The sequence below is a fragment of the Leisingera sp. S132 genome, from assembly GCF_025144465.1.
In the GTDB taxonomy this organism is placed as follows: domain Bacteria; phylum Pseudomonadota; class Alphaproteobacteria; order Rhodobacterales; family Rhodobacteraceae; genus Leisingera.
In genome coordinates, this window is record NZ_CP083553.1 from 2,881,712 (window position 1) to 2,899,035 (window position 17,324).

Annotated in this window: 19 protein-coding genes; 1 reads left to right on the forward strand and 18 read right to left on the reverse strand. The window is 65.4% G+C overall.

Annotated elements, in window-relative coordinates:
• Positions 1-187: 187 nt before the first annotated feature.
• The 15 genes from K3725_RS14330 to ruvC form a co-directional block, all read right to left on the reverse strand.
• Positions 188-763, reverse strand: a complete 576-nt coding sequence (locus K3725_RS14330; RefSeq protein WP_260015978.1) for an MOSC domain-containing protein — start codon at positions 761-763, stop codon at positions 188-190.
• 173 nt (positions 764-936) lie between these two features.
• Positions 937-2,850 carry an ATP-dependent zinc metalloprotease FtsH gene (gene ftsH, locus K3725_RS14335; protein WP_260015979.1) on the reverse strand — a complete coding sequence of 638 codons (1,914 nt, stop codon included), beginning with the start codon at positions 2,848-2,850 and terminating at the stop codon, positions 937-939.
• A 78-nt stretch (positions 2,851-2,928) separates the two neighbouring features.
• Positions 2,929-4,182 (reverse strand): tRNA lysidine(34) synthetase TilS, encoded by a 1,254-nt coding sequence (gene tilS, locus K3725_RS14340; protein WP_260015980.1) that lies wholly within the window; start codon positions 4,180-4,182, stop codon positions 2,929-2,931.
• Entirely contained in the window at positions 4,179-5,021 is an 843-nt protein-coding gene (gene ybgF, locus K3725_RS14345) for a tol-pal system protein YbgF (RefSeq protein ID WP_260015981.1), read from the reverse strand. Before ybgF ends, tilS begins: the two co-directional genes overlap by 4 nt.
• A 4-nt stretch (positions 5,022-5,025) precedes the next feature.
• A complete protein-coding gene (gene pal / locus K3725_RS14350; RefSeq protein WP_260015982.1) occupies positions 5,026-5,532 on the reverse strand; it encodes a peptidoglycan-associated lipoprotein Pal in 507 nt (168 codons plus the stop codon).
• Between the two features lie 92 nt (positions 5,533-5,624).
• Positions 5,625-6,950, reverse strand: a complete 1,326-nt coding sequence (tolB, locus tag K3725_RS14355; protein WP_260015983.1) for a Tol-Pal system beta propeller repeat protein TolB — start codon at positions 6,948-6,950, stop codon at positions 5,625-5,627.
• The gene (locus K3725_RS14360) at positions 6,947-8,074 is read right to left on the reverse strand and encodes an energy transducer TonB (protein WP_260015984.1); all 1,128 of its coding nucleotides are present in this window, start codon (positions 8,072-8,074) and stop codon (positions 6,947-6,949) included. Before K3725_RS14360 ends, tolB begins: the two co-directional genes overlap by 4 nt.
• A 15-nt stretch (positions 8,075-8,089) precedes the next feature.
• A complete protein-coding gene (gene tolR, locus K3725_RS14365; RefSeq protein ID WP_260015985.1) occupies positions 8,090-8,581 on the reverse strand; it encodes a protein TolR in 492 nt (163 codons plus the stop codon).
• A 4-nt stretch (positions 8,582-8,585) separates the two neighbouring features.
• Positions 8,586-9,281 carry a protein TolQ gene (tolQ, locus tag K3725_RS14370; protein ID WP_039183467.1) on the reverse strand — a complete coding sequence of 232 codons (696 nt, stop codon included), beginning with the start codon at positions 9,279-9,281 and terminating at the stop codon, positions 8,586-8,588.
• A gap of 107 nt (positions 9,282-9,388) precedes the next feature.
• Positions 9,389-9,772, reverse strand: coding sequence for a tol-pal system-associated acyl-CoA thioesterase (ybgC, locus tag K3725_RS14375; protein ID WP_260015986.1), 384 nt, complete (start codon positions 9,770-9,772; stop codon positions 9,389-9,391).
• A gap of 58 nt (positions 9,773-9,830) precedes the next feature.
• On the reverse strand, positions 9,831-10,373 hold the full coding sequence (gene thpR, locus K3725_RS14380) for an RNA 2',3'-cyclic phosphodiesterase (protein ID WP_260015987.1): 543 nt from the start codon (positions 10,371-10,373) through the stop codon (positions 9,831-9,833).
• A complete protein-coding gene (locus K3725_RS14385) occupies positions 10,373-11,038 on the reverse strand; it encodes a hypothetical protein (RefSeq protein ID WP_260015988.1) in 666 nt (221 codons plus the stop codon). Before K3725_RS14385 ends, thpR begins: the two co-directional genes overlap by 1 nt.
• Positions 11,039-11,281: 243 nt before the next feature.
• Positions 11,282-12,313 (reverse strand): Holliday junction branch migration DNA helicase RuvB, encoded by a 1,032-nt coding sequence (gene ruvB, locus K3725_RS14390; RefSeq protein WP_260015989.1) that lies wholly within the window; start codon positions 12,311-12,313, stop codon positions 11,282-11,284.
• Between the two features lie 169 nt (positions 12,314-12,482).
• Positions 12,483-13,172 (reverse strand): Holliday junction branch migration protein RuvA, encoded by a 690-nt coding sequence (gene ruvA / locus K3725_RS14395; protein ID WP_260015990.1) that lies wholly within the window; start codon positions 13,170-13,172, stop codon positions 12,483-12,485.
• 13 nt (positions 13,173-13,185) lie between these two features.
• A complete protein-coding gene (gene ruvC / locus K3725_RS14400; protein WP_260015991.1) occupies positions 13,186-13,683 on the reverse strand; it encodes a crossover junction endodeoxyribonuclease RuvC in 498 nt (165 codons plus the stop codon).
• Between the two features lie 338 nt (positions 13,684-14,021).
• On the opposite strand from ruvC, the gene K3725_RS14405 reads away from it, so the two are divergent.
• On the forward strand, positions 14,022-14,240 hold the full coding sequence (locus tag K3725_RS14405; protein ID WP_260015992.1) for a DUF1127 domain-containing protein: 219 nt from the start codon (positions 14,022-14,024) through the stop codon (positions 14,238-14,240).
• Positions 14,241-14,447: 207 nt separating this feature from the next.
• Here K3725_RS14405 and K3725_RS14410 read toward each other — a convergent pair whose 3' ends face one another.
• The 3 genes from K3725_RS14410 to K3725_RS14420 form a co-directional block, all read right to left on the reverse strand.
• A complete protein-coding gene (locus K3725_RS14410) occupies positions 14,448-14,792 on the reverse strand; it encodes a hypothetical protein (RefSeq protein WP_260015993.1) in 345 nt (114 codons plus the stop codon).
• A gap of 103 nt (positions 14,793-14,895) precedes the next feature.
• Positions 14,896-15,768, reverse strand: coding sequence for a 50S ribosomal protein L11 methyltransferase (locus tag K3725_RS14415; protein ID WP_260015994.1), 873 nt, complete (start codon positions 15,766-15,768; stop codon positions 14,896-14,898).
• Between the two features lie 136 nt (positions 15,769-15,904).
• Positions 15,905-17,140 carry an MFS transporter gene (locus K3725_RS14420; protein ID WP_260015995.1) on the reverse strand — a complete coding sequence of 412 codons (1,236 nt, stop codon included), beginning with the start codon at positions 17,138-17,140 and terminating at the stop codon, positions 15,905-15,907.
• Between the last annotated feature and the right edge of the window lie 184 nt (positions 17,141-17,324).

Sequence of the window (17,324 nt, forward strand, 5' to 3'; positions counted from 1 at the left end):
GCAAGGTTCCTGCTGAGTTTGCATACAATCGCCGGCACGGGAATGCCGGTTTGGCGGTAGACTTAGCCAAAATGCGGCACAATACGCGCGTGATTTCCGACATTATCACGCCTCGATGCGGCGTGGGGTCTGTCGCAGGCCCTGCAAGGGTTCCTTAAAGGAAACGGATTTCCCCGAAAACGGCCGCCTAGGGCGCCCAGGCGCGCTGATCCGGGACAAAGAGCGCCAGTTCGCCGCCCAACTGCAGGCACCCGGGGCGTTCGACCCAGGCGGTGATTCCCCGGCGGTTCTGCGCCGCCGGTTTGAAGCGGGCGCCAAAGCCCGAGTGGTCCTTCTCGATCTCGCGGCCCGGCAGGACGCAAGGGCGGTTTTCCATGTCCACCGTCAGCGTCACCCCGTCAGGCCCCTGCAGGCGAGAGGACGGCGGCACGAAGGTGAAATCCGGGATGCCGCGCAGCACGATGGTGGCGCCCAGATGCGCCGGATTAACGCTGCCCATCCCCATGTCTGCCGCGATCAGCGCCAGTTCCTCTTCGGACAGGATGGTCAGCTGGCGCACGTTGCGGATTTCGGTGCCTTCCGGGTAGAGGTTCTTGACCCGCACGCAGGACACGCGGTTTTCGCCCTCGTGGCGCTCACCGGCAATGCCGGTAAATCCCAGGTCCAAGGTTTCCGACGCCACAGCCTGCAGGCCGCTGGCTGCAGGCACATGGCCCAGCCACACGATTTCACCCGTGAAGTCCGTTTTCCGCAGCACCGGCATGCCTGCTCTCCCTCGCATGGTCCTTTGACGTTGCCGCGAGCATACAGCCGGCGCGGGGTGGCGCCAGAGGCGCGGCGATGTTCTTTGGTGATTCCAAGGTTCAGCGCCGTGAATGCAAAACCCCCGGAGGCCAGCGGCATCCGGGGGTCAAGCCTTGGTGTATCAAGAGGGTATCAGGCGGAGGGTTCGGGCTCCATGCCGCCCTCTGGCGGGGTCTTCTTGGGCTTCGCCTTGGGGATTGCGGTGACAGAGGCGTTGCCCTGATCCTCGCTGTCGTCCTCGTCGTCGCCGGCCTGCGGCGGCTCGCCATTCATCACGCGCTTGATTTCGTCGCCGGTCAGAGTCTCGTATTCCAGAAGGCCCTGCGCCAGACGCTCCCATTCCTCGGTCTTGTCCTTGAGGATCTCCAGCGCCTGTTCATAGCCCTGCTGGATGAAGCGCTTCACCTCTTCCTCGATCAGCTCCTTGGTGTTCGCAGAAACCGAGAAACCCGCAGTGTTGCCGGAGTAGCCTTCGTGGGCCTCGGCATAGTCGATGTTGCCGACCTTGTCCGACATGCCCCAGCGCAGCACCATGGCACGCGCCAGCTGGCTGGCCTGCTGGATGTCGCCGGCCGGACCGTTGGAGACATGGTCCTCGCCATACTTGATGACTTCTGCGGCCTTGCCCGCCATGGTCATCGCCAGTTTCTGCTGGCACTCATCGCGGTGGTAGTTCAGGCGGTCCATCTCAGGCAGCGACACCACCATCCCCAGCGCGCCGCCGCGCGGGATGATCGTCGCCTTGTATACCGGATCGCACAGCGGCAGCGCCATGCCGACAACCGCGTGGCCGGCCTCGTGGTAGGCGGTCTTTTCCTTCTGGTCCTGGGTCAGCACCATCGAGCGGCGCTCTGCCCCCATCATCACCTTGTCCTTGGCGGATTCGAAATCCTCCATGGTGACAAAGCGGCGGCCGACGCGGGCGGCCATCAGCGCGGCCTCATTGACCAGGTTGGCCAGATCGGCGCCGGAGAACCCGGGGGTGCCGCGGGCGATGATGCGCAGGTCCACGTCCGGACCCAGCGGGGTCTTGCGGGCGTGCACCGCCAGGATCTTCTCGCGGCCTTTGATGTCGGGGTTGCCGACGGTCACGTTGCGGTCAAACCGCCCCGGGCGCAGCAGCGCCGGATCCAGCACGTCCTTGCGGTTGGTGGCGGCCAGGATGATGACGCCCTCGTTGGCCTCAAAACCGTCCATCTCCACCAAGAGCTGGTTCAGGGTCTGCTCGCGCTCATCGTTGCCGCCGCCATAGCCGGCGCCGCGGTGGCGGCCCACGGCGTCGATCTCGTCGATGAAGACGATGCAGGGAGCGTTTTTCTTGGCCTGCTCGAACATGTCGCGCACACGGGAGGCGCCGACGCCGACGAACATCTCGACGAAGTCTGAGCCGGAGATGGTGAAGAACGGCACGCCAGCCTCGCCTGCAATGGCGCGGGCCAGCAGGGTTTTACCGGTGCCCGGAGGGCCGACCAGCAGCGCACCCTTGGGGATCTTGCCGCCGAGGCGCGAGAATTTCTGCGGGTTGCGCAGGAATTCAACGATCTCTTCCAGTTCTTCCTTGGCCTCGTCGATGCCCGCCACGTCGTCAAAGGTGACGCGGCCGTGCTTCTCGGTCAGCATCTTGGCCTTGGATTTGCCGAATCCCATGGCGCCGCCTTTGCCGCCGCCCTGCATCCGGTTCATAAAGTAGATCCAGACGCCGATCAGCAGCAGGAACGGCAGAAGCGTGATCAGGAAGGACTGGAAGCCCGACTGCTGCTGTTTCTCGGCGCGCACCGGAATGTTCTTTTCGATCAGCAGCGCGGTGACTTCGGCATCAGCCGGCTTGATGGTGACGTAGTTCTGCCCGTCGGTCGTGGTGTAGCGGACCTGCTCCCCGTCCAGGGTGACGGTGCTGACCTTGCCGGTCTCCACCGAACTGACGAAGTCCGAGAAAGTGCGTTCACGGCTCTGCATCGTGCTGCCGGAACCGCTGAACAGATTGAACAGCGCCAGAATCAGCAGAAACAGAACAACCCAAAAGGCGATATTGCGAGCGTTGCCCAAGGAAAGTTCTCCCTATCAGATAGGCGCACCCGTCGGGCCGCCTGCGTTGTGCTTAAAATAAGGATCATTCGGGCAGGTTCAATGCGATAAAAGGGATGCAAAGAACTCTTCTTCGTTTGCCACCGGTTCCGCCGTCCATCCATTGCCCAGTCCAGCCACCGGTGCAGCCGCCAGTTCGGCGCCGCGCCAGACTGCCGGCGAGGACTCCAGCACGGTGCCCGGCACGCCGGTAGCCCGCCAGGACGGGCATTCAAACAGCCCCTCGCGCCCCAGAGGGCGCACTTCGCAACCCTTTGCGTCGCCTCCGAAAACCTTCCAGCGGTCGTCCCAGATCTGGCCGGGAAGCGAGGTGACGCCGGCAACCGCCTTGGCCTCGCGGCAGATCCAGATCTGTTTGGATGTTGTCAGGAGATGGCAGCCCGACACGGTCGCCGCGCCGCCGCCCCGGGCGGCAAGAACGGCGATTTCCATCGGCACCCGGCGCGGCGGATAGGGGGATCCCGCCAACCATTGGATGGCCTTGACCAGCAGCCGGTAGCCGGTCTCGCTGGGCAAGGTGCGGAATTTCCGCTGGCACAGGACCACCGCGCCGGCCTGCACGTGGGCCATGTCGCGCGCCGCCAGGAACACGTACCAGTCCAGCGCCTCGCGGGCCTTGTTCATATTTTCGGCAACCCGGGACAGCACCGTCGGCGTCAGGCCCAGCGGCGCCAGATCAGCCAGGGCGCGGCGTGCCCGCACCCGTTCAAAGCGCAGATCGCTGTTGCTGGGGTCCTCGCACCATTCGATGCCGCGCTCCTGAAGGTACTGGCGCAACTCGGTGCGGGTCACCTCCAGCAGCGGCCGCACCAGGGTGACGCCCTTGTGCACCCGGCGCGGCGGCATGCCCGAAAGCCCGGACACGCCAGAGGCCCGGGCCATCCGCATCAGCAGCGTTTCTGCCTGATCGTCCGCCGTATGCGCCACGCAAAGGGTGGAGATGCCATTGCGCCTGGCCCAGGCGCACAGCAGATCATAGCGCGCTTCACGGGCCTGTTTCTGCAGATTGCCCTGCCCAGGCCCGTCTTCCCAGCGGATCACCTCATGCGTGATCCCAAGCGCGGCAGCGGCCTTGCCAACCCAGTTGGCCTCCGCTTCTGATTCCTGCCGCAATCCGTGGTCCACGGTTGCGGCCAGCAAATCGACCGGCTCGCCCTCAAAGGCTTCCTTCATCAAATGCATCAGCGCCATCGAATCGCTGCCGCCGGACACGGCAATGCCGAGTTTGCCGGTCAGCCTGGGCTGAAACTGTCCGCGCAGCAGCCCCAGGATATCGCGCCGCAGCCCCGTCAAGAACAGCCCAGCTTGGCCATTTCTGCCGCGGCCTCAGCCTGTTGCGCGGCACCAGGAAAACGCACGCCGACTTCCGACAGCGTCACGCAGGCCTGATCGGTCTGACCCAGCCGGCCCAGGGCCGCGCCCAGTTCAAACAGGGCCTTGGGCGCCACCGGCCCGGCGGAATTGCCGGTGAAGGCCGCCAGATAGGCGCGCGCCGCTTCGCGGGTATCCCCCAGCCCGTCCAGCGCCTTGCCGCGGCTGAATTCGGCCGCGGGCGCCAGCGGGCTGCCCGGGTATGACTGATTGAAGGCTGCGAATTTTTCTGCAGCGTCCTGATAGGCCCCGTCCGCCAGCAGCTGCTCGGCGGCATCAAAATCCGCCTGCTCGCCGATGGCCAGTTCACCGCCGCCGGTCCCGCCGCCAGAGGTTTCAGCGCCGGCAGCGGGCAGCGCCGCGCCGCCGGAGGCAGGCAGCTCGCCGCCGCCCAGCGTCGTGGTTTCCTTCAGCGCGCCGAGATCGCCGCCCTCCAGCTCAACCAGGCGGAACTCCAGGTCGCCGATCCGGTTGGTGCCATCGGTCACGATGCGGTCGATCCGGTGATTCATCTGCTCGGTCTGCAGGGTCAGCCGCTGCAGTTCGCTCTCGATCGCGGCGACCCGGTCCAGGACCGTGTCCCCCGACACATCCGCCGAGGGGGCGCCGGTTGTCGACATCTCCCGCTTCAGCCGCTGGATTTCCACATGCAGGACGGTCAGCTCCTGGCGGATGTCCGCCAGCGTCTGGCTGTCCTGCGCCGCCAGCGGCAGCGGCAGAATCAGTGCTGAGGCCAGAAGGGTGGTGCGCAGGCACTTCATGGCGTTACCCCGTCAGCCCGCCGGCCAGCACGGTGACCGCGCGGCGGTTCTTGGAATAGCAGGCCTCGTTCGAGCAGATTTCCAGCGGGCGCTCCTTGCCGTAGCTGACAACCTTGAGGCGGTGGCCAGCAACCCCTTGGGAAATCAGGTATTCCCGCGCGGCGTTGGCCCGGCGGGCGCCGAGGGCGAGGTTGTATTCGCGGGTGCCCTGCTCGTCGGCGTGGCCCTCGATGGTGACAACATAATCGGCGTTCTGTGTCAGCCAGCGAGCCTGGCCCTGCAGGATGCCCTGCGCCTCCGGCGTCAGCGTCGACTGGTCCACCAGGAACAGCACCCGGTCGCCGACGGTCTGCTGGAAATAGGCCGGGCTTGCCGGATCCAGGGCCCCTGCCCCCACGCCGCCCCCTGCGCCGGCGCCGGCGCCATTTGCGGTGTCATCCCACCGGTTGTTGCTGCAGGCCGCAAGGCCCAGGACGGCAACAGCCGCAATTGCCAATTTCAAACTGCTCATGTCTTCTGCCTATCCCTTTTGCGTTTCTTGACCGGAAATTAACACAGGCCCGGATCAGGTTCCAAGCGGGTATCCCCGCCTTATCTATTCCATTATTTCTGCAATGGCGACCAGGCCGGATCCGATGCCCCGTCCGGAGTTTTCACAGGTTTCAGATTGCGGCCGGTGATGTCCACCGAGTAGAGCAGCGCGCGCCCGGCGCTGCCCTGGCTTTCGCGGGTGAACATGATCACCCGGCCATTGGGCGCCCAGGTCGGCCCTTCGTCCAGGAAGGAGGCGGTCAGCAGCCGCTCCTCGCCGCCATCGGTGCGCATCACGCCGATGTGGAAGCGGCCCTTGTTCTGCTTGGTAAAGGCGATCATGTCGCCGCGCGGCGACCATACGGGCGTGCCGTAGCGGCCCTCGCCAAAGCTGATCCGCCGGGCCTCGCCGCCGCCTGCCGGCATCACATAGAGCTGCTGGCTGCCGGAGCGGTCGCTTTCGAACACGATCTGGCTTCCGTCCGGCGAGAACGACGGCGCGGTCTCAATCGAAGGGGCCGAAGTCAGCCGGGACTTGGCGCCGGTTTGGATGTCCATCGAAAACAGGTCGGTATTGCCGCCCTGGGTCTGCGAATAGACGATGGTGCGCCCGTCCGGCGCGAACCGCGGCGCAAAGCTCATGGTGCCGTCGCCGCTGGACAGCACCTTGCGCTGCACCTGGCCCACGTCCAGCACGTGGATCTGCGGGAAGCCGCTCTCATAGCTGGTATAAAGCACCCGGTCGCCAGAGGGCGAGAACCGCGGCGCCAGCACGATCGAGGCGCTGTTGGTCAGGTACTGCACATTGGCGCCGTCGTAATCCATCACCGCCAGCCGCTTGCGGCGGTCGTTCTTGGGGCCGCTTTCGGAGACATAGACCACGCGGCTGTCGAAATAGCCGCTTTCGCCGGTGATCCGGCTGTAGACCGCATCCGCCACCTTATGCGCCATCCGGCGCCAGCCGTCGGTGGTGCCGTTGAACTGCAGCCCGGTGCCCAGTTCCTTTTCGGCAAAAACATCATGGCCGCGGAAACGCACCGTCAGCTGGTTGCCGTTGACGCTGACCGCGCCGGTGATCAGCGCCTGCGCGTTCACCGCCTTCCAGTCAGCGTATTTCACCGGGCTGTCAAAGCCCGTCACCTTGGAGATATGGGCGCTGGCCGGCACTTCCCGGAACAGGCCGGTGCCGCTCAGGTCGGCGGCGATCACCCGGGCGATCTGAGCGGCATATTCGGACGCTGCCGGGGTCTCCGGCACGAAATCCGGGACCGCATAGGGCAAGGGTTCGATCACGCCCTGGTCGATCTCGATGCGGAGCGGGCCATCCTGAGCCATGGCCGCGCCCGCGCCTGCCGCCGCCGCGGCACCGATCAGAAGAGCTGCCAGTATTTTCCTCATTTGATCCGCATCCTTTCAGGATTGAATGTCATCTCAATATCGCGCCATTGCGAATATTTTTCAGGGGGAAGCTGAAAGCCTGCGGACCCGCAGCGGATAATTGCCCGCCGGGCCGCCTCATAGGCCTGCTTTGCCGCCGCTGCGGAGCCGCCAGTGCTCGAGAGCATCCGAATCGAGCCGGTGTCCGGCTTGCCGTCCTGCGCCAGCGAGACGCCCACAACCACGGTTGTCTTCAGCGCATCAGTCGACAGAGAGCCGACGTTCCAGCAGCGCGACACCTCAACCCGCAGCGCGTCCTTCTCACCCAGGGTCAGCGGCGGGCCGGAGGGTTCCGGCGCCTCAACATCGGCGCCGCCTGCCAGTGCCTCTGCCAGCGCATCCGCCACTGCATCGGCAGTATCCGCCTGCTGTGTCTCTGCCGGCTGCGCCGCTTCCGTCACCTGCGGTTCCGGCTCCGGCTGGGACCGGGCGGGCCGGGTCTTGGGCCGTTTGGACACCGCCGGCGCGGCAGAGGCTGCCACATCTTCGCCCTCATTCTCCTCGGTCACGATCCGGTCGCTGGCGGCCTCGCGCGCAGTGGCATCCTGCACGTCCTGCTCGGTCTCGGCGCCCTCTTCAGGCGCGACTTCAGGCTGGACGATGTCGTCGATCCTGGTGTCCGGCTCCGGCGGCGCAACCGGTTCCGGCGCCACCCTGTCCACCGGGCGCGGTGCGGTTTCGGGCCGCAGTTGCGGCACAAGCGAGGATACCTCGGGTTCTTCCGCGGCAGAGGGCACCTCAACCGGCACCTCGGGTTCCGGCGGCTGTTCGGGCAGGTCCGTCACCTGCGTGTCGGGCTCTGCCGGGGCCAGGGGCTCTGGCTGGGTGATCTCCGGCTCCGGGTCCGGCTGCGGCGCGGGCTCCGGTGCGGGCTGCACCGCGGCCGGTTCATTAAGCGGTGCAGGCTCCGGCGCCACCTGCGGCGCCTGGCGCTGCTGGCTCAGCTTTTCGAACTGCTCGGCGGAAATCAGCGCCACCTGCTGCACGTTGGACGGCAGGGGTTCGGACGGGAACCAGGCGCCGAAGACAACCCAGGTCATCAACAGCCCATGGCCTGCCAGCGAGATTTTGGTTCCGGTCTGCACCCTGTGCGTCCCCGCCTACTGCCCCGTGCCTTCGGCTTGCCGCCCGTCCAAGGCCGGGCCGCCGGTGTCGGTGACCAGCCCCACGTTGGAAAAACCGCCCGCGTTCAGCGCGCCCATCACCTGCATGACGTCCGCATAGGCGATCCGCCCGTCGGCGCGCAGGAACACCCGGTCGGAGGAGCGTTCTGCCGCAATCGCCCGCAATTTGGCCACCAGTTCCTCGCGCGCGACCGGCGTGGTCTGAATCTCGACCCCGCCCCCGGCGGTCATGGTGACGGTCAACGGTTCTTCCTCGTCGCCGGGCAAGGCGCCTGCAGCGGTCTTGGGCAGCTCAACCGGCACGCCCACGGTCATCAGGGGTGCTGCCACCATGAAGATGATCAGCAGCACCAGCATGACATCCACAAACGGCGTCACGTTGATCTCGGACATCGGCGCGCCCCGGCGGCGGCGGCGGCCCCGGCGGCGGTCGCCGCCTCCCGAAGGCTGCTGGACTGCGGCGCCCATCGCCTCAGGAATCCAGCTGGCGGCTGAGGATGGTGGCGAACTCGTCGGCAAAGGCCTCGTAGCCTCCGATGATGCGGTCGCTGTCCGCGCTCAGCTTGTTGTAGAACACCACCGCCGGGATCGCGGCCAAGAGGCCCAGCCCGGTTGCCATCAGCGCCTCGGCGATGCCCGGCGCCACCACGGCGAGGTTGGTGTTCTGCTGCTCGGCGATCTCGATGAAGGCGGTCATGATGCCCCAGACGGTGCCGAAGAGGCCCACGAAAGGCGCAGTCGAACCAACAGTCGCCAGCACCGACAGCCCGCCTTGCAAACCTTCGGTCTCCTTGGCGATGGCCACGTCCATTGAGCGGTCGATGCGCGCCTGCGCGCCGGGGATCAGCCCGCCATCGCTGCGGTGGCTGCGGCGCCATTCGCTCATCCCGGCGGAGAAGATCCGCGCCGCCTGGCCCGAGGGTTCGGACCCCAGCCGCTCAAACAGCTCATCCAGCGGGTTGCCGGACCAGAATGCCCGGTCAAAGGCATCCGCTTCCCGGCGGGCAAGACGGTAGTTGATGGTTTTCTGGATGATGATGCCCCAGGACCAGATCGAGGCCCCGACCAGCATCAGCATCACCAGTTTCACGGTCACGGTGGCCCGCGCAAAAAGGCCCCACATGGAGAAATCAATCTCCTGCGCCAGCGCCAGAGTTTCTGCTTCCATTCGCCTGCTCTACGGTTTTTCCCAGCCGTTTATCCGGCCTTATTTGGCAAGACGCTAGCGCAGTTCAATGGCAAAGGCCATTAAAACAGGCACGCGGGCGCCAAATGTTACCGTAATGCGCGAATCTCTGCCGGAAGCCGGGCCGGTTTGCCGCCCGTGGTGATGCAGACAATGGTGACCTGGGCGCGGAACAGCGGCAGGCCCGCGCGCGTGACCTCCTGATTCAGGACCATCCGGGCGGGGGTCACATTGTGCAGGGAAGTGGTGACCAGAAGCTCCTCGTCGAACCTTGCAGGCGCCAGGTAATCCGCCTCGATCCGGCGCACCACATAGATCAGCCCGCCCTCGCGCATGGCGTTTTGATCAACGCCGATGCCGCGCACCCAGTCGCTGCGCGCCCGTTCGATGAACCGCAGATAATTGGCGTGATAGACAATCCCGCCCATGTCGGTGTCCTCGTAGTAGACCCGGACGGGGAAGTGGTGGTTCATTGCCTGCTCCTTGCATTTGCCCGCACCCTATGAGCCGCGCCAATCCGCTGCAAGCGGCTCACCCCTCCAGCGGATATTCCGCCAAGACGTCATAGCGCGCGCCCTCGGGCGCCAGCGTCGACTGGAACAGCGCGTAGCTGTCTGCTTCGCACTCCAGCTTGAAATCCGCTGCTGCGGCCAGAAAACGGGCAATCTTTTCGACCTGCCCGGCCTCCAAGTGCCGGGGAAAGCGCGCCAGAGTCACATGCGGGCGGAAGCGTTCGCGCGGCAGCTCGATCCCGTTGGTGCGGCAGGCACTACGGACGTTGTCGCGCAGGCGGGTCAGTTCCGGCGTTTTCTGCACCTCAGCTGCCAGCACCCGCGGCAGCTTGTCGCCAAAGGTGCCAAGCCCGCTGAAGGTAAGCAGCAAAGGCGGTGCACTGATGTCCGCCAGCATCTGATGCAGCGCCTTCAGCGCCGCCTCCGGCTGGTCATCAAGAAAAGCCAGCGTCAGGTGCATGTTCCCGGCCGGGACATGCCGCCCCACGGTTAACCCTTCCTGCACCCGTTCCAGTGCGTCCAGGGCTGCATCCGGCAGCGGCAGGCCGACAAAGGCGCGCATCAGCCCTGCGGCGGTCCCGCCGGTGCCTGCAGGCGGGCAAACAGGCGCAGGGCGTGGGATTTGTCCTCAGCCGCGACAGGCATCATCCGGTCGTAAGCCGCGGCAATCACGCCCGCGATCTCAGGCCGCAGGATGGTGGCGCCGGTCTCCGGCAGCACCGCCAGGGGCGAGGCCTCGGCAAAGGCCGCATCGCCCCACATCAGTGCCGCCTGCACTGCCTGGGTGAGCGCCAGCGTCTCCGCGGGCATCTGCGCCATTGGTCCTTTCATCCGCAGGAACACGAAACACGCCTTAATGCCGCCCTGATCATCAAAACGGAAGGCGCGGTACTGGCTGGCACCGCCCTCCTTCAGTTTCGCAACCAGCGGCTGCAAGCCCGGGATCAGGCGGTCCAGATCCGGCACCTCCAGCAGCTCGTCCCAGTCCCGGAAGAAGAAGAACATCAGGTTTGAGCCCAGCTCCGGATCGGTCTCGGCCATCTGGTGGCCCGCCAGCGTCATCACCGCCTCCAGCGCGCCCTTGGCGGTTTTCAGGGTCTCGTCCTGCACTCCAAACACAATCGGCGCGACAGGCCGGCCCCAGCGCGCAAAGGCATAGGAGCCGTCATGGCGGGTGAACAGGCCTTCGATCTGTTCCGGCGTCAGGTTTGGCAGTTGGGCGGTCATGGGCGTCTCCTTGGTCCTGCCCCGTCTATGCCGCCTGCGCCGCACGGCGGCAAGGGGGGCTCCCGCGCCTGCCCGGCCTCCTGGCTGCGCCAGGCAGCCGGAACCAGCCTTGGGCCCGGCGCCGCTGGCGCGGCGCCCGGCCCAACCGGCTGCGGCGGCATCCTTGATGCCTCTGCAGCGGGCGGGAGCCCTTCTTGCAACAGGAAAGACTGGTGCTGCCGAACAGCCGGCAGCATAACGGTGTTACCCGAACAGGTCGTTCTGGCTGCGCGGCGGTGCTATGCCAAGGTGGGTCCAGGCCTTTTGCGCCAGCATCCGCCCGCGCGGAGTGCGCTGGATCAGCCCCTGCTGCAGAAGGTAAGGCTCGATCACCTCCTCCAGCGCATCACGGCTTTCGCTGAGGGCGGCCGAGATCGTCTCGATCCCCACCGGGCCGCCGCCGTAGTTTTCGGCAATGAGCCGCAGGTAACGGCGGTCGGCGCCGTCGAGCCCTAGCTGATCCACCCCCAGCCGCGTCAGGGCGCCGTCGGCCAGCTCCCGGGTGATGGTGCCATCGCCCTCGACAACCGCGAAGTCCACCACGCGGCGCAGGAGCCGGCCGGCGATCCTGGGCGTGCCGCGGGCGCGCCGCGCGATTTCGCGGGCGCCGGCGTCATCGGCCGGTGCACCCAGCTTGCGGGCGTTGCGGCTGACAATCTCGAACAGCTCGTCGATGGTGTAGAACTGCAGCCGGGTCGGGATGCCGAAACGGTCGCGCAGCGGCGTGGTCAAGAGGCCCATGCGGGTGGTCGCTCCGACCAGGGTAAAGGGCTGCAGCTCAATCCGCACGGTGCGGGCCGCCGGGCCTTCGCCGATCACCAGGTCCAGCTCAAAATCCTCCATCGCCGGGTAAAGCACTTCCTCCACCGCCGGGTTCAGCCGGTGGATCTCGTCGATGAACAGCACGTCGCGGGATTCGAGGTTGGTGAGGATCGCCGCCAAGTCGCCCGCCTTGGCCAGCACCGGGCCTGAAGTCATGCGGAAGTTTACCCCCAGCTCGCGCGCGACGATCTGCGCCAAAGTGGTCTTGCCAAGACCGGGCGGCCCATGAAACAGCGTGTGGTCCATCGCCTCGCCCCGGCGGCGGGCGCTTTCAATGAAGACGCGCAGGTTGGCGCGGGCCTCGGCCTGGCCGATGAATTCGCCAAGACCCTGCGGCCGCAGGGCACGGTCGTTGTCCGCAGCACTGTCTTCCGGCAGCGGTTCGGGGCGCAGGGCGGGGTCGGCGTCAATCATTGGCAATACTCCGCTCCAGAATTTCATTCAGATGAACCGCTTGGACGGTAGGCTGGGCAGCACCCGTCCGCGCCGTCAAACCGAAGGTTTGCCTCCGGCAAAACGGGCGGACGCTTCGCTTTCCGCCCGCGGACGGGCACCGCCCTTGGTTTTTCAACAGCACCTTACATCATCCCTTCGGCGCCAGCAGGCGCAGCGCGGCGCGGATCAGCTCTGCTTCACCCGAATCCGGATAGGTCGCGGCGGCTTCGGCCACCGCGGCAGCAGCATCCGAGGGGCCATAGCCCAGATTGCCCAAAGCCGACAGCGCCCCGGCAGAGGCCGCGGCTGCCCCTGAGGGCTTCTTCGGCGGCGCCTTGCGGGCCGGTTTGGCTGCAGGCGCGGGATCTGCGTCCTCGACCAGCTCCAGCCCCGGGCCGTCCATGGCATCAACAACCGTGCCGCCCATCGCCATCACACCGGGCGCCTTGTCCTTGAGGTCCAGCACGATGCGCTGCGCGGTCTTGGGGCCGACCCCCTTGGCGGCCTTGACCGTGGCCCAGTCGCCAAGCGCAATCGCCCGGCTTACGCCGTCCGGCCCAAGTGCACCGAGGATGGCCAGCGAGACCTTGGCACCAACCCCCTGCACCGAGGTCAGCAGGCGGTGCCATTCCTTCTCAACCAGCGAGGTGAAGCCGTAAAGCTGCATCAGGTCCTCGCGCACCACCATGTCCGTATAAAGCGCAATGGCCTCCCCCACGCCCGGCAATGCTGCCATGGTGCGGTCGGAGCAATAGACGATATAGCCGACGCCGCGCACGTCGATCAGCACATGGTCCTGCGCCCGGTAGTCGAGGCGGCCTGTCAGTTTCCCAATCATGACTGTTTGCCGGTCATGCGCGTTTCTCCCTCAGCTGGCGCTGCTGCGTGCCGCGGTAGTAAGCGTGGCAGATGGCAATCGCCAGCGCATCCGCCGCGTCTGCGTTCTTGGGCAAACAACCCGGCAGCTGCAGCTTGACCATATGCATCACTTGTTCCTTCTCGGCGTGGCCCACCCCCACCACGGTTTTCTTGACCCGGTTGGGCGCATATTCTCCCACCGGCAGGCCCGCCTTGGCCAGCGTCAAAAGCGCCACGCCGCGGGCCTGGCCCAGCTTCAGCGTGCCGGCGCCATCCTTGTTCACAAAGGTCTGTTCAATTGCCGCCTGATCCGGAGCAAAGGCTTCGATGATCTCGGTGACCTGATTGTGCAGCGACAAGAGGCGTTCGCCCAGATCATCGCCGTCAGAGGTGCACACCCCGTTGGCGACATGGCTGAGACGGGTGCCGCGCGATTCGATCACACCCCATCCAAGGTTCCGCAACCCCGGATCAATTCCCAAAATCCGCATGATGTGCCTGCCCCTGCCCGCATGCCGGCCCGTTTGCCGGAAATTATTTTGACTCACGATTAGCACAAAAGGCGAACATGTCCAATTGCTTTCGCGCCGGATTGTTTTCGCCAGGCGCACAAGCGCGGCCTGGAAACGACCGTTCACCCCGGCGGAAACGACATTTCCGCAGCTGTTTGGCAGCGCACCGTAAACCCCTTATTTACAAGGCGAACAGCTATGCGCGCAGCGCATATGACACATGCATTTTCAGGTCTTGCTGCGCAAATATTTCGCCACTAGATGCCGGCCATCGCAATGACGCGACGGATGCAAACAGCTAATCAGAGGACACGGATATGGCCGCATTTGATACCACCCGCACCACCTATGGTTCCACCGGCCTGTTTGGCCGTTTCGGCACTTTGATTGCCGCCGCAACCGGCGCATTCGCCGCCTGGAACGACGCCCGCGTGACCCGCAACGCGCTGAACGGCCTGTCCGACCGCGAGCTGGCCGACATCGGCATGTGCCGCGGCGACATCGATGGCGTGGCCACCGGCAAGACCCTTTTCTAAGACACCCCTGATTTCGCCCCCCCTCCTCCCTTGGGGCGCACAGGGAAACGCCGCGGACCTGAACAGGCCGCGGCGTTTTTTGTTGCCTTATTTGCTGCCTTGCAGCTCTGGCGGCCGCAAAAAAGGCCGCGGCTCTGCCAGCGGCCTTTCACAATCGGTTTGCAGCCGGGTGATTTGCAGACGGGCGTTTGCCGGGCAGGCCGGCGCTTAGCGCAGCACCGGTCCGATCTTCTGAGCGATGTACATTGAGGCGGGCTCCGCCTGCATGAGGAAGGCGCCGACACGTTCAACGGCGCTGCCGCCTGCCAGTTTCACGACCCGGTCATCATAGCTGGCCGAACCAAGCGCAGCGATCAGGAACCCTTTGAACAGCAAAAAGGCGGCGGCGAAGAACACCACCGTGCGGGCGGAAATCCGGGACTGCACCCGGCGCGGCTGAATCACCAAAAGCCCGTCCGGCCGCATCCTGGCGGAAAACCCCTCGGACAAGGCCGCATGCTTGCGGTTGATATGCTTCAACCGCGACTGAAACTGATCACGATGTTCGACCATCACTAGTCTCCGAACTGGCCCCCACCAGCGGATGGCCCATGATTGGCTAAAAATGCGGCAACAATGGGGCAAGCCTCTCAAATTTGCCGCAAACTTAGTTCAATCAATCCGTTTTACGGAGAAGTAACGTTGTCCATTCACCAATTTCGTCCCGGCGCGCCAGATTGGCGCCGTTCTGTGCATAAACGCTGACCACGTCATCGGCCTGCTCGTTCAGGATTCCGGAGAGAATCGCATAGCCGCCGGGGCGCAGATTCGCTGTCAGGTCCGGCGCCAGGGCCACCAGCGGGCCTTTCAGGATGTTGGCGAAGATCAGATCATAGGGCGCCTGCGCCTGCAATTCCGGGTTGTCGAAACCCGCAGCCTCCAGACAGGTGACCTGACCTTCCATGCCATTGGCCTTGAGGTTGGCCTCAGCCACCTCGACCGCCACCTCATCAATGTCGCTGGCCAGGATGGCGCCGTCCCAGACCCGCGCAGCGGCCATCGCCAGCACCGCGGTGCCGCAGCCGATGTCAGCAACCTTTTCGCCGCTGAAGCCCTCATCCAGCAGATGGTCCAGCGCCTTGAGGCAGCCCAGCGTGGTGCCGTGGTGGCCGGTGCCAAAAGCCATCGCCGCCTCGATCAGCAGCGGGATCTTGTCCGCCGGCAGCTTGTCCGCGTCATGGGAGCCGTAGACAAAGAAACGGCCCGCCTCGACCGGCGCCAGCTCGCGGCGCACATGGGCGACCCAGTCGGTTTCCGGCACCTCGGAGACAACAAAGGGTTTGGCGTCATGCATCGCGGCCAGCAGCGCAAGGCCTGCCTCGTCGGGCGCTTCGGTGAAATAACCGCCAACCTCCCACAGGCCGGAGCCGTCCTCCATTTCAAAGACGCCGATGCCGGTGGGTTCCGGGATGAGCCGTTCCATGGCTTCGCCGAGCGCTTCGGCCTGGGCTTTTGCGGAGAGCGTGGTGAGGGCGGTGTATGTGGGCATGGCGTTGCTCCTGAAACTGTTGCCAAGCGCCTAGGCCGCCGCGCGCCCCGCGTCAAGCATCCGCCTGGCGGCAAGCCAGGCAGCGCCCGCGCTCACCCTGTGCGCGGGCGCTCCGCCCCTTGGCGGGGCGGAAGGGTCATTCGGCCGGCGCAGGCCGTGCGTATTTGCTGAAGATGGTCTCGTTGCCCGGTTCCGGGTGGCGCGGGATCAGCAGCGACAGAGACAGCGACACCAGCGCCATTGCGGCGGCCAGGGCAAAAACCAGGCCCGGTTCATAAACCCAGAGGAGGCCCAGCAGCACCGGCAGGAACACCGCGGCGATGTGGTTGATGGTGAAGGCCACGGCGGCGGTGGGGGCGATGTCGCCCGGGTCGGCGATCTTCTGAAAATAGGTCTTGAGCGCCAGCGCCAGGGCAAACAGCACATGGTCGACCACATAGAGCACAGCCGCAATCACCACGCCCCAGCCAAACCAGTAGATGCCGCCGTAGGCCGCAAAGACGATGGCGAGCCCTGCGTATTCGAAAATCAGCGTGCGGCGCTCGCCAAAGGCAGCCACGGCGCGGCCCAGCAGCGGCGCCACGGTCATGTTGATTACCAGGTTGATCAGGTAGAGGCCGGTGAGTTCATGCACCTCGAAGCCGAATTTCTCAACCATCATGAAGCCTGCGAAGACCACAAAGATCTGCCGCCGGGCGCCCGCCATGAACTGCAGCGCGTAGTAGAGCCAGTACCGCTTGCGCAGGATCAGCTTCTTGGTCTGCGGGTGCGGCGCGTCGAACTGCGGATAGGCAAAGAGCGCAAACAGCGCGATGGCGGCGGTCAGCCCGCCGGCGGCCAGGAACACGGTGTTATAGCTGAGGCCCAGGCTTTCCCAGGTCAGCACGATCAGCCCGTAAACCACCAGCGTGGCTGCCGATCCGGCCGCGACCAGCCAGCCCAGCGTCTGCGGCGCCCGGTCCTTGGGCAGCCATTGCAGCTGCAGCGACTGGTTCACCGTCTCGTAGTAGTGGAAACCGATCGAGCTGAGCAGCGTCACCATCAGGAGACCGCCGAGCGAGGGGAACCAGGCGGTGACGGCGGTGGCCACCCCCAGCAGCACCAGCGAGATCAGCCCCAGCATCTGCTCACGGACAAACAGGATCACCGCAATCACACCAACGGCCAGAAAGCCGGGGATCTCGCGCACGGTATGCAGCAGGCCAATGTCGGCGCCGTCGAAATTGGCGGCTTCGATCACGAAGTTGTTGAGCAGCGCGCTCCAGGTGTTGAAGGCAATGGGCATCGCCAGCGCCATCAGGAACAGAAGCGTCACAGGGCGGCGCCAGAACGGGAGGCTCTGGGCCTCGGAAAGGGGCATCGGTTTGAACATGCGCAAGGGTTTACGCCTGTTCAGCCGGTCTGGCGAGGGAGAAAACCCGCCTGCACATTAAGCTCCGCATCAGCGCGCAGAGACGGCCAATGCGAGGCTCTGCCTCGCGCTCCGGGATATTTGCGGCAAGATGAATGAAGGATCCCCTCTTCATCTGGCCGCAAAAATCCCGGGAGTGAGCGCC